This window comes from Allobosea sp. P2_A10, from assembly GCF_056405115.1.
In genome coordinates this window covers 269,225-281,708 of record NZ_JBFUCS010000002.1, presented here as the reverse complement: position 1 = coordinate 281,708, position 12,484 = coordinate 269,225, and the positions used below count along the sequence as shown (strand labels likewise).

10 protein-coding genes are annotated in these 12,484 nt (G+C 66.2%); 6 read left to right on the top strand and 4 right to left on the bottom strand.

The genetic code is table 11. The features are described from left to right. Positions 1–3: 3 nt before the first annotated feature. Entirely contained in the window at positions 4–1,530 is a 1,527-nt protein-coding gene (murJ, locus tag AC1DZY_RS05435) for a murein biosynthesis integral membrane protein MurJ (RefSeq protein WP_476819055.1), read from the bottom strand. 201 nt (positions 1,531–1,731) lie between these two features. Next, positions 1,732–2,757, bottom strand: coding sequence for a glycosyltransferase family 2 protein (locus tag AC1DZY_RS05430; protein WP_476819167.1), 1,026 nt, complete (start codon positions 2,755–2,757; stop codon positions 1,732–1,734). Between the two features lie 119 nt (positions 2,758–2,876). Between AC1DZY_RS05430 and AC1DZY_RS05425 the strand changes: the two genes are divergently transcribed. Beyond that, the gene (locus AC1DZY_RS05425; RefSeq protein ID WP_476819054.1) at positions 2,877–3,722 is read left to right on the top strand and encodes a ChbG/HpnK family deacetylase; all 846 of its coding nucleotides are present in this window, start codon (positions 2,877–2,879) and stop codon (positions 3,720–3,722) included. A 157-nt stretch (positions 3,723–3,879) separates the two neighbouring features. Then, positions 3,880–5,574 (top strand): methyl-accepting chemotaxis protein, encoded by a 1,695-nt coding sequence (locus AC1DZY_RS05420; protein WP_476819053.1) that lies wholly within the window; start codon positions 3,880–3,882, stop codon positions 5,572–5,574. Positions 5,575–5,645: 71 nt separating this feature from the next. Here the strand turns inward: AC1DZY_RS05420 and AC1DZY_RS05415 are convergent, their stop codons facing one another. Continuing rightward, entirely contained in the window at positions 5,646–6,248 is a 603-nt protein-coding gene (locus tag AC1DZY_RS05415; RefSeq protein WP_476819052.1) for a superoxide dismutase, read from the bottom strand. Positions 6,249–6,558: 310 nt separating this feature from the next. Here AC1DZY_RS05415 and AC1DZY_RS05410 point away from each other — a divergent pair, with 310 nt between their 5' ends. Continuing rightward, the gene (locus tag AC1DZY_RS05410; protein WP_476819051.1) at positions 6,559–8,118 is read left to right on the top strand and encodes a hypothetical protein; all 1,560 of its coding nucleotides are present in this window, start codon (positions 6,559–6,561) and stop codon (positions 8,116–8,118) included. Here AC1DZY_RS05410 and AC1DZY_RS05405 read toward each other — a convergent pair whose 3' ends face one another. Further along, positions 8,119–10,323: a S9 family peptidase gene (locus tag AC1DZY_RS05405; protein WP_476819050.1), complete on the bottom strand. Its 2,205-nt coding sequence runs from the start codon at positions 10,321–10,323 to the stop codon at positions 8,119–8,121. A 341-nt stretch (positions 10,324–10,664) separates the two neighbouring features. Between AC1DZY_RS05405 and AC1DZY_RS05400 the strand changes: the two genes are divergently transcribed. The 3 genes from AC1DZY_RS05400 to AC1DZY_RS05390 all read left to right on the top strand — a co-directional run bounded on the left by AC1DZY_RS05400 (position 10,665) and on the right by AC1DZY_RS05390 (position 12,483). Continuing rightward, a complete protein-coding gene (locus AC1DZY_RS05400) occupies positions 10,665–11,081 on the top strand; it encodes a Ros/MucR family transcriptional regulator (protein ID WP_476819049.1) in 417 nt (138 codons plus the stop codon). A gap of 230 nt (positions 11,082–11,311) precedes the next feature. Further along, the gene (locus AC1DZY_RS05395) at positions 11,312–11,671 is read left to right on the top strand and encodes a helix-turn-helix domain-containing protein (RefSeq protein ID WP_476819048.1); all 360 of its coding nucleotides are present in this window, start codon (positions 11,312–11,314) and stop codon (positions 11,669–11,671) included. Further along, positions 11,668–12,483, top strand: coding sequence for a DUF6456 domain-containing protein (locus AC1DZY_RS05390; protein WP_476819047.1), 816 nt, complete (start codon positions 11,668–11,670; stop codon positions 12,481–12,483). Before AC1DZY_RS05395 ends, AC1DZY_RS05390 begins: the two co-directional genes overlap by 4 nt. Position 12,484 lies beyond the last annotated feature (1 nt).

Sequence of the window (12,484 nt, the reverse complement as noted above, 5' to 3'; positions counted from 1 at the left end):
GCGTCAGCGCAGCAGCCGGGTGAGGCCGCCAATGCGGAGTCCGGCTGCGACGACCACGGCATAGACGATGGCCGCCGCGAGGCCGACCGCTGCGAGCGCCACAAGCTTCGGCTCCAGCGGGACCGACGCGGCTGCCACAAGCAGGGCCGGCGCGCTCAAGCGGGCCGCAAGCCCGGCAAGGGCGGCGGCGACCAGCACGGTCGTGATGAAGGCCGGCAGCCCCGGTGCGGGCCGTGTCCAGCCGCGCTTCACGCCGAGTACGAACAGCGCGCCGACATTGATCCAGGCCCCGGCCGCCGTAGCCAGCGCCAGCCCCGGCGCGCCGAAATCGCGCCACAGCAACAGTTTCAGCCCGACATTGCCGGCAATCGCCGCCAGCGAGACCAGCATCGGCGTGGTCGTGTCGCCGCGCGCCTGAAAGCTCGAGACCTGCGTGCGGATCAGCACGATCGCGGGAAGGCCGATGGCATAGGCGAATAGAACGGCGCCCGCCGCCTGGCTCGCCGCCGCGTCGAAGCGCCCGCGCTCGAACAGGGCCGCGACGATCAGTTCGGGAACGGCGAGGAAGGCGGCGGCGAACGGCGCGGCGGCCACCAGCGTCAGCGCTACCGCCCGGTTCTGCGCCCTGTCGGACGCGGCGACATCGCCAGCCGCCAGCAGCCGGCTCATGGTGGGTAGCAGCACGGTGCCGACGCCGATCGCGATCACGCCGAGCGGCAGCTGATAAAGGCGTTCGGCATAGTACAGCGCGGCATAGGCGCCCGCCGGCAGCAGCGAGGCGATGATCGTGTCGGCGAAGAGCGCGATCTGGACACCGGCCGAGCCGATCACGGCCGGCCCGAACGCCTTGAGGAAGGCCTTCACGTCGCCGTCGAGGCGAGGGCGGGTCAAGGCTGCAGCGACGCCGGCCTTGCGGGACGCGAGCGTCAGTAGCAGCCATTCGAGCACGCCGGCGACCGCGACGCCCCAGGCGGCGGCATAGGCCGCGCTCGGAAACAGGAACGCGATGGCAAGCGCTGCGATGAGGCAGATATTGAGCAGGATCGGCGCAGCCGCAGCCGCTGCAAATTTATCGACGGCGTTGAGGTTGGCCGAGAGCAGCGTCACCAGCGTGATGAAAAGCAGATAGGGGAAGGTGATCCGCGTCAGCGCGACCGCGAGATCGAAGCGCTGGGGGTCATTGGCGAAGCCCGGCGCGAGCAGTCGCACGATCTCCGGCATGAAGGGCAAGGCGAGCCCCAGCAGCACGATCTGGACGACGAGGTTCAGGCTGAACACCCGGTTGGCGAACAGCGCGGCGGCGGCCTGTCCCGTTTGCTGGCGGACCCGCGCATAGGCTGGGATATAGGCCTGGTTGAAAGCGCCCTCGCCGAAGATGGCGCGGAAATGGTTCGGCAGCCGCAACGCCACCGAAAACGCATCCATCATCGGCCCGGCGCCAAGCACGGCCGCCAGCACGATGTCACGCACGAAACCGGACACGCGGGACAGCAGGGTGAAGCCGCTGACGGACAGGATTTTCTTGAGCATCGCGAAGCGGCAACCTTGCTTGGAACCACGACGCCGTCATCCCGGACGCAGCGAAGCGGAGATCCGGGATCCATCATAGAGCACTGTGTCGCCCTATGATGGATCCCTGATCGGCGCGGCTTCGCCGCTTGTCCGGGATGACGGCGGGGTTGCAGGCGAAATGAAAGAGGTGGCCTTCATCCCAGATCGGCCGCCTTGCGTCTACCTGATCAGCGGCGGCAGCGCGTCGCCGCGCGGATGATCGACGGTGCGGGCGTCGAAGCCGACGCGCTCGCCGATCAGATAGAGCGGCCGGCGCTTCACCTCGGCGAAGATGCGTCCGACATATTCGCCGATCAGCCCCAGCGAGATCAGCTGGATGCCGGAAAAGAACATGATCGAGACGATCAGCGAGGGAAAGCCCGGCAGGTCGGTACCGAAGATCAGAGTACGCACCATGAAGAATAAGGCTGTGAAGGCTGCGATGATGGCGATGACGACGCCGGCCCAGGTCGCGATCTTCAAAGGCACCGTCGAGAACGACGACAGCCCGTCGAATGCGAAGGAGAACAGCCGGCGATAGCGGAATTTCGTCTCGCCATGCAGGCGGTCCGCCACCTCGAACGAGACGCCGGTCGAGGGGAAGCCAACCCAGGCGTAGAGCCCCTTCGAGAAGCGCGCGCGCTCGGGCAGCGCGCGCAGCGCATCGACCACCTTGCGGTCGAGCAGGCGAAAATCACCGGCGCCTTCCGGCAATTCGGTCTCGCCGAAGCTTGCAAACAGCCGGTAGAACATCTTCGCGAAATTGCGCTTGAGCGCGCTTTCGCCGTCGCGGTCGGCGCGTTGGCCGTAGATGTTGAGAAAGCCCTCGCGCCATTTCGCCAGGAACACCGGAATCGTCTCGGGCGGATGCTGCAGGTCGGCGTCCATGATCACGACGGCGTCGCCGCGCGCATGGTCGAGCCCGGCCGCGATAGCGATCTCCTTGCCGAAGTTCCGGCTGAAGGAGACGGCGCTGATGCGCTGATCGCCGGCGCTCAGGAGCTTCAGCACCGACAGCGTGCCGTCGCGGCTGCCGTCGTCGACGAAGACGAACTCCCAGGACGAGACCTGGCCCGCAAGCACGTCATTCACGCGCTCGACCAGCAGCGGCACATTGTCGGCCTCGTTATGCACGGGCACGACGATGGAGAGCTCCGGCCGGTTGGCTTCGGCCTTGGGCGCTGTCGAAATCGGGGCAGGCGACATCTCGGACACGAACGACCTCTCGACACCGGCCTCTCGTCCCGACGCCAGAAGGCGCGTCTCGACAGGCCGGATGCAATCTGCACAGAAGCATTGGCTTCTACACGGTTTTGGATGAACCAGTGACAACAGGCACGATGGCGACCGGCTTCGTTCTCTGCGCCGATGATTTCGCGATGACGGATGGCGTCAGCCGCTCGATCCTGGCGCTTCTCGAAGCCCGAAAGCTCTCGGCCGCGGGCGCGATGACCAACCGGCCGCACTGGATGCGCCTCGCGGCGGAATTCGGCGCGCATGTCGCCGATGCCGATCTCGGCCTGCATCTCAACCTGACCTGCGCCGCGCCGCTCGGGTCGATGCCGAGGCTGGCGCCGGGCGACGTCCTGCCGAAGCTCGGCGAGGTTGCGCGCGCGGCGCTTGTCTCGTCTGCCGCCCGGCGGGAGATCGCCGCCGAAATCGCGCGCCAGCTCGACGCCTTCGAGGCCGGGCTTGGACGCGCCCCGGACTTTGTGGACGGCCATCAGCATGTCCATGTCCTGCCGGGCGTGCGCGGCGCAGTGCTGGCCGAACTGCAGCGGCGCTATCCGCCGGGCTCGGTCTATCTGCGCGATCCCGCCGATTCAGCCCGCGCCATCCGGGAGCGGGGCGTTGCAGTGAAAAAGGCGCTGGTCATCGCTGGCCTCGCGCAGGGCTTGGCGAAGTCGGCGCGCCGGCGCGGCATCCCGGTCAATCGCGGCTTTTCGGGGGTTTCGCCCTTCGACCCGCAACGCGATTTCAATGCCGATCTCGGCCGGTTCCTGACGCGGCCCGGCCCGGCCCATCTCGTCATGTGCCATCCCGGCTTCATCGACGACGAGCTTGCGACGCTCGATCCGGTGATCGCGACCCGACCCCTCGAACATGCCGCGCTGCTTGGCTTTGCGCCGCCGCCGAGCCTCGCCATGGTTCGGTTCGCCGGTCTCGCCTGACGCGCCGCCATTCGGCCGCAGCGGGACTTCACGGCTCTCGCCGCCTCGGGTGAGCCGGGTGCAATCGATTCTTTACCTCGTTCGTTCAACATCGTTCCCCAGCGATCATGCGCGGCGAACGCATGCGAAATCGATGAAATTCGGGGATATCAGCGCAATGAAATGGTTCAAGCGAGCCGGCAAGGTGGCCAGCCCTGCCGGGGTGCTTCCCGCGAGGGAAGGTGTCACCCGTTCGCTCGGCAGCCAGATCGCCGGCGCGGCCGTCGCCATCGTCGCCGTTGCGATCGTCTTCGTGGTCATTGCGGTCGCTCGCTACAACGACGCCAAGACGCGCGGCGACCTGGAGCAGAAGATGACGGCGCTGACCACCATGGTCGTCAATGCGTCGCCGGCCCTGATCCTGTCGCGCGACACCACGACGTTGGGCTACATCCTCGAATCGCTGCGCCGCGACCCCGATTTCGACGCCGGTATCGTCGCCGACGACATTTCCGCCCTGGCCAGCGCCGGCCGCACCGAGGAAGCCCGCCTGTCGCTGACCCCTCGCACCCTGAAGGCTGCGCTCGGGCGTGAGCCCTGGGACAGGCTGATGGAGGTCACCTCGACCGAAATCGAGGACAGGACCTATGTCACCAAACTGCATGTGGTGAAGGTCGGTGGCCATCAAAAGCAGATCGGCTACATCGCCGTCCGCTTCGACAAGACCCGCCTCGTGGCGCGCGCCAACTGGGAGCAGTTCGCCACCATCGGTTTCGGCATCGCCATTCTCGTCGTGCTCGGTCCGCTTCTGTGGATATCGCTGTCGCAGACCATGAAGCCGTTGAAGAGCATGACCCGCGCCATCGTCAGCATTTCCGATGGCAAGCTCGATACCCCGATCGACGCCGTGGGCCGGCGCGACGAGATCGGTGCGATCGCGCATGCGCTCGGCATCCTCAAGGTCAGCCTCGCCGAGCGCGCGACCCTGCAGGAGAAGCAGCATGTTTCGGAAGCCGAGCGCAGCGCGCATCAGAAGCGCGTCGACGAATCGATCGCGCTCTTTCGTGCCGAGGTCGGCGTGGCGCTTGAGGCCTTCAAAAGCAATGCCGACCGGATGAGCGAAGCGTCCGACGGGCTTGCCCGGGTCGCGGCCGAATCCTCCGAGCGCGCGGCGCGCGCCGCGCAGAACGCGCATGGTGCCTCGGGCAACGTCGAGAACGCAGCCCAGGCGGCCGAGGAAATGGGCGCCGCCATCCGCGAGGTCGAATTCCAGGTCCGCCGCGTTCGCACCGAGATCGTCGAGGCCGCGTCGGTCTCGCGCGATACGGCGAGCTCGGTCCGCGCGCTCGACGAGACCGCGCGCGCCATCGGCGAGGTCGTCAACCTGATCCGCGACATCGCGGCGCAGACCAATCTGCTGGCGCTCAACGCCACGATCGAGGCCGCCCGCGCCGGCGAGGCGGGCAGGGGCTTTGCCGTGGTCGCCTCCGAGGTCAAGTCGCTGGCCTCGCAGACTGCGGACGCGACCGACCGGATCGTCGCTCAGGTCGGCGCGATCCAGGGCGCCACCGGCGAGGTCGTCGGCGCGATCCAGAACATCGCCGAGCGCATGGGCGCGATCGAGAACTTCGCCAATTCGGTCGCGACCTCGATCGAGCAGCAGGCGATTGCGACCGGCGAGATCGCTTCGGGCGTCGCCATGGCGTCGTCGTCGTCGCTGTCGGTGTCCAGCGATCTCAGCGTGCTTGCCGACAGCGTCGAGGAGACCGGCCGCTCGGCCGAGCAGGTCAGGGGAGCCGCCGGCGAGGTCGCGGCCCAGGCGCTGCGCCTGCGCTCGACGGTCGACCAGTTCCTGCACAGCGTCGCGGCCTGAAGCCCGGCCCCGCACCGCAATAAAAAACGGGGCCGAAAGGCCCCGTTTCCATATCAGCGCTGTCGCGGATATCAGGCCTTTGCGGCGGCTGCGTACATTTCCGCGACATACTCCCAGTTCACCAGGCTCTCGAGGAACGCCTTGAGATAGTCGGGGCGGCGGTTGCGGTAGTCGATGTAGTAGGAGTGCTCCCAGACGTCGCAGCCGAGGATGGGCGCAGCCCCGGTGACCAGCGGGCTCTCGCCATTGGGGGTCTTGCTGACGGCGATCTTGCCGCCCTTGACCTCGAGCCAGGCCCAGCCCGAGCCGAACTGGCCGACGCCGGCGGCGACGAAATCTTCCTTCATCTTTTCGACCGAGCCGAACGAGTCGATCACGGCCTTCTCCAGCTCGCCCGGCAGCTTGCCGCCGCCATTGGGCTTCATCCACTTCCAGAAGTGGAGATGGTTGTAGTGCTGGCCGGCGTTGTTGAAGATCGGCGCGCTCTTGCCGTGCGAGCCCTTGACGATCTCTTCGAGCGACTTGCCCTCGAATTCGGTGCCCTTGATCGCGTTGTTGCCGTTGGTGACGTAGGCGAGGTGATGCTTGTCGTGATGGTATTCCAGCGTTTCCTTCGACATGAAGGGCTGAAGCGCATCATGGGCGTAGGGCAGTTCGGGAAGGGTGAAGGACATCGTTGCCTCTCCTTGGGCTGTCGGATCGCACGGGCCGGGCAGAACGCCCGGGCTTGGGAACGGCTTGGGTCGGGTCGCCCACGAGGAGCGGTCCGCCATTCCCGATCTAGTTAAGCCTCCGGCCAGTCCCCGGCAACCGCCGTGGTGGTGGATCGGGGCATGTCGTTGCGGAAACCGCGCCTCAATATGGCCGGATTTATCGGTCTATCGAGGCGCGTCATTGAAACACTCTCTTATTCAATACGTTAGATGATGATAGACCGGGTCGCGCAGTGACCGAGCCACCGGTCGTCTGGTCAGGAATGCTGAATTGAGCACGCTCTTCGTTTTGCTTGGTGTGATTTTTCTCGGTGGCGGCATCGCGAGCATCGTCGATGGCTATCCCTATATGGTGCTCGAGCGCGGCTTTACGCAGGTCATTGTGGGCTCGGTCGCGGTCGTGGCGGGTGTGCTCTTGCTGGCGCTGTCGCGTGTCATGGCCGAGCTTAAGCAGCTCAGGATGACGCTCTCCAACGCCGTGATGGCGGTCTCGGTTGCTTCACTCGCGGCGGAACCGCCGGCTCTCTCGATCTCCCGCGCCGGAGATCGCGATCTGGACGGCCCATCCACTGACAAAGGCGGCTCTGGAACGGGTCTGTCGGGCGCCGCAGTGGGCGCTGTCGCTGGAGCAGGCGCGGCTGTGATTGCCGGCAGGATGCTGGCGCGCGATGAACTGCGTCATGATCCATTGCCCCAAAGTGAGACCGCACCGGAGGGGGCTTCGTTCGAACAGGCTTTGGCCGCGACGTCATCGTCGGGCGACGATGCCGATCTGTTCGAGAAGACGGATGCCGAGGGCGCGAAGGCCGAGGTAGACCAGCCGGACATGTCCGGGCTGGATCGCCATGACGATGCGCTCCCGGCGGCGGCGATGGCCGATCTCGGCACGTCGCAGGAAACCGCCGACGAACCTCCTATTGTCGCGTCGGCTTCGATCGCCCCGGCCGACGACATCAGGGATCCGTTTTCGGATGCGCTGCTTGCGCCGACCGCTCCGGCTGTTGCGGAGCACGCAGCGGCTGAAGACGCCTCCGACGCATTCCATTCCCACGAGACTGTGGAGCCCCCCCGCAAGAGCGAGCCGGATTTCGACACGCTGCTGGCCTGGCCCGAGCCCGAACCCTACAAGCCGATGGTGTCCGCGCTCCGCTCCGAACCGCGCGACGACGCATTCGGCTCCCTGCGCGACGATCTTGCAGACCGACCCGGCGACCGTAATCAGGCCGCGGACATTCCCGCGCGGGACGATGGGCGTCGTCAGGGCGGCAAGATCGAAGCCGCCGAGTCCTGGATGGCGGAATCCTGGATGGACCGCCCGGCCGCGCGTCGCGAGCCCTGGTTCGCCGAACCTCCGGTCCAGCCTCCAGCGGTGGATTCCGACGAGACCGCACCTGTTGTCGCCGAGATGCCGCTGCCACCCGACCTGCAGCTTCCGCCATGGCCGACGCTGAAGCGCGGCTCTGCGCCGGCGGAAAAAGCTCATGTCCCGGAATGGCCGACGCTGGACAGAGACAGGGAACTCGACGCGGCGATCGAGGCCGCCGAACCCGAGGCGCGCGATGCTCCAGCCCCGGCCGAGGAGATTTCGCCCGTCCTGCCGGACGATATCGCGGCGCACTCGGAGCCCGAACCGGACGAGGTCGCCGATGTTGCTCCTCCGGCCGCCTCGAACGAGGGCATCGTCGGCGCCTATCAGGTCGGAGATGCGAATTTCACCATCTATGCGGACGGCTCGATCAAGGCCCGCACACCGGATGGCGACTATAATTTCGGCTCGATGGACGAACTCAAGACCTATCTCGCCAGCGAGAAGTCGAGGCTCGGCGTCTGATCAGCTTGCTGGTTCGCTGTCGCTTGGCAAGGCATTGTCGGGCCACGCGCCGCCGACGGCCTGAATTGCGAAAGCGTAGGACAGCGCGGTCTCCTTCAGCGAGTCGAAGCGCCCCGCCGAGCCGCCATGCCCGGCGTCCATATTGGTGTGCAGCATCACAGGACCGCCGCCGGTCATGGTTGCGCGCAGCCGCGCCACCCATTTCGCCGGTTCCCAATAGGTCACGCGCGGGTCGGTCAGCCCGCCCATCGCCAGGATCGGCGGATAGCGCTGCGCCTTGACATTGTCATAGGGCGAATAGCTCCGGATCATGTGGAAGGCCGCGACATCGCGGATCGGATCGCCCCATTCCGGCCATTCCGGCGGCGTCAGCGGCAATGTATCATCGAGGATCGTGTTCAGCACGTCGACGAAGGGTACTTCCGCCAGCACGCCCGCGAAAAGGCTGGGCGCCATGTTGGCGACCGCGCCCATCAGCATGCCGCCGGCGCTGCCACCTTCCGCCACGATCCGACCATGCGTCGTGAACCCGGCCTCGGCCAGCGCCTCGGCTGCGGCGATGAAATCGGTGAAGGTATTCATCTTGCGGTCGCGCTTGCCGTCGAGATACCAGCCCCGGCCCTTGTCGGTGCCGCCCCGAACATGGGCGATGGCGTAGACGAAGCCGCGATCGACCAGGCTGAGCGGCCGCGTCCGGAACGAGGCCGACATCGCCGAGCCATAGGAGCCATAGCCGTAGAGCAGGCAGGGCGCGCTGCCGTCGAGTGCGAGATCGGCGCGGTGCAGCAGCGAGACCGGCACCTTGGCGCCGTCCTTCGCCGTCGCAAAGATGCGGCGCACGCGATAGGCCGCCGGATCATGGCCCGAGGGCACTTCCTGGCGCTTCAGCAGCAAGCGTTCGCCGGTGGCCATGTCATAATCGAATGTTTCGGCAGGACGCGCCATCGAGGCGTAGATGAAGCGCAAGGTTTCGGTGTCGAACTCGTAGCCGGCGTCGAGGCCAAGCCCGTAGGCTTCCTCCTCGAACGCGATGCTGGTTTCCGCCCCACTGGCGAGGTCGCGGATCACGATGCGCGGCAGCCCGTCCTCGCGCTCCAGCCGGATCAGCCGGTCCTTGAGGCAGACATGGTTGAGGATCAGCCGCCCGGCCTTGTGCGGCACGAGATCGCGCCAGTTCTCGGGTGCGGGCGCGGCGACCGGCGTGATCGCGATCTTGAAGTCCTCCGCGTCTCCGGCATTGGTCAGGATCAGGAAGTCATCGCCGTGATGCTCGACATCATATTGCCGCCCGACCAGCCGGGGCGCGATCGTCACGGGCTTCGCGGTCGGATCCGCGAGGTCGAGCGCCCGGATCTCGGAGGTCTCGTGGTCGCCGATCGATATCAGCAGGAAGCGGCCCGACTGCGTTTTGTCGATATCGACGAACATGCCGGCATCGTCTTCCTCATGCAGCAGTTCGTCGCCCGCTGGATCGGTTCCGAGCCGATGGCGCATCACCCTCGACGGGCGATGGTCGGCGTCGAGCCTGACATAGGCGAAAGACAGGGAATCGCGCGCCCAGATCATCTCGCCGGTGGTGTCGTCGATGCGGTCGACGAGATCGGTGTCGGTCGCAAGATCGCGAACCCGGATGCTGTGCAATTCCGAGCCGGCCTCGTCGGCGCTCCAGGCGAGGAGCGTGTGGTCGGGACTGTGCGCGGCGTCGCCGAGATCGAAGAAGTCCTTGCCCTCGGCCAGCGTATCGGCGTCGAGCATAATCTGTTCGCGGGACTTGCCGCTGCGAGACTTGCCGCTGCGAGACGTGCTGCTGCGCGGCTTGCGGCAGATCAGCGGGTGTTCGCCACCCTTGCGATAGCGTGAGTAATAAAGGAACGGTCCGTCGGGCTGCGGCACGCTCGAATCGTCCTCCTTGATGCGTCCGCGCATCTCCTTGACGAGTTCGCGCTGCAGCGCGCGCGTCGGCGCCATCAGGCGTTTGCAATAGGCGTTTTCCGCATCGAGATGACTGCGGATATCGGCTGGAAGCACGTTGGGGTCGCGCAGCACATCCTTCCAGTTCGCCGCGCGCAGCCATGAATACTCGTCGCTGAGCTGTGTTTCATGGACGATCCGGACGTCGTGTCTCGTCTCTGCGCGGGGCGCGCGCCTTCGCGGCTGCGCCTTTGGTCCGTTGCCGTGATTTTTGTCTGCGCGCGTCGAAGGCATTGCAATCCCCTGCTGCGGTCGACTGGTAGTGATCGCCGTCTGACCTGACAAGACAATCATGGCCGCCACAACTCACACACGGTAACAGTCCCCGCGTCATTCTGCATTTACAGGGCGTTGCAATATTGCTTGTAGATGACCGTATTCGACTGCTGAAGTTCACTTGCGGGCTCGTAAACTATCGCCTACATAAATAAGCGATCGATCCGCTTGGGATGATTCCATGGCTGCAGGTTCTTGACCAGCTTTCAGCCATTGTCAGCGTAGGCTTGGGCGCCCGGGGGGGCGCGGACGATCACGGATGACCAAGGTCCAAGAACACATAAAGGAGTGCTGCCACCATGCCTGATAATGACGGGTCGGATTACATCGAGCTCGCGGCTGACATTGTTTCAGCCTATGTCTCGAACAATTCTGTTCCGGTGTCCGAATTGCCTGCTCTGATCGCCGATGTGCACGCAGCACTGAGTCGTGTGGTTGGCGGCGTCGCACCGGTCTTGCCGACAGAGGCGCCCAAGCCTGCCATCCCGGTCAAGAAGTCGATCACTGCCGATTATTTGATCTGCCTTGAAGATGGAAAGAAGTTCAAATCGCTGAAGCGCCATCTTCGGACGCAGTACAACATGTCGCCCGAGCAATATCGCGAGAAGTGGGGCCTGCCGCCCGACTATCCGATGGTCGCGCCGAACTATGCCGAAGCCCGCTCCCAGCTCGCCAAGAAGATGGGTCTGGGCCAGCAGCGCCGCAAGCGCCGCTGAGCCGCGGCACTGCCTGGCTTCGCCGGCGGTTCCAGCATCATACCGAAAGGCCGCCGGCATCGCCGGCGGCCTTTTCGTTTGCGCTGTCGTCGGTTGCCGCCCCGGGGGAGGGGACAAGTCGGGGGTGAGGACTGCGGCGTTTCTGCCCTTGCTATTCCCGAGATAGGAATATAAACCTATAACGTCAGGTTGCGGTGACCCGCTCCGACCAATCGGAGAGAGAACATACAATGAACATATCCCAAAGCAAGCGGCAGGATCCGCTGCCTCACGCCGCCTCGGCCCGCCTTGCCGAGGTCGCCGTCGCGGCGATGGCGCGTCTGCCGGCGGCGAGCCTGCGCCGGGCGCAGCGCGGCAAGCGTCAGGCTGCCCGCGCCCGGCAGACCGCGATGTATCTCGCCCATGTCGCTTTCGGCCTGTCCTTCATCCGCATCGGGATTTGCTTCGGGCGCGATCGCACCACGGTCCGGCATGCCTGCGAGCTGATCGAGGACAGGCGTGACGATCCCGCGCTCGAATTCGGCCTGTCGGCGCTCGAAGCCGGCCTCGTCGCATTGAACGACCGGCTTGCCGGCGAGGTGCGGTCATGACCGGGGACGATGCCGTTCACGATGACCGCGCCCGTCTGCTGCGCCATCTCGGCCAGCCGGGCGCTTTCGCGATGGTCTCGCCGCTCGGCTGCGGGCGCATCGCGCTCTTCCGCAGTCATGGCGGCACGAGCCTGGGCGCGGGCTATGTGCCCGATGCGGCGGCGCAGGCGCTGGTCGCCGACGGCCTGGTTTGCTGGAGTGGCTTGGGGAAGGGCAAGCGCCTCGTCGCGGTTGCCGGCGCCGCACCGGGTCGCGAACTGGCGAGCCGGGTCGTGCATGTCGATGGCACGGCCACGCGGGTGCTCTGCGACGAGCGCGAAAGCCCGCTGCTCTGGCTGCACCGCCGCAATGGCAAGGACGGCAAGCCGCAGATTTCCGCCGATGAATTCGCTGCCGGAGAGCGTTTTCGTGCCGATCTGACGCTGGCCCAGATGCTGCCGCGCACGACGATGAACTGGGATGCGTCACTGTCGCCCGGCGCGCGCGGGCCGGGCGGGCGCGACCCGGCCAGCGCGTCGGATTCGGCGCTGGCCGCACGGCAGCGGGTCCGCCTCGCCTGCGACAGGCTCGGGCCGGAGCTTTCGGGCCTCGCCATCGATGTCTGCGGCTTCCTCAAGGGGCTCGACCATGTCGAGCGGGAGCGGCACTGGCCGGCGCGCTCGGCGAAGATCGTGCTTCGGATGGCGCTGGCTGCGCTTGTCGGGCACTACGGCATCGACGCCCGGACCAGGGACGTCAAGAGCAAGCGTCCGTCGGTCTGGCTCGCCGACGACGCCCGCGCCGGCATCATGCCGGCGGATGCGGGGGTGTGAC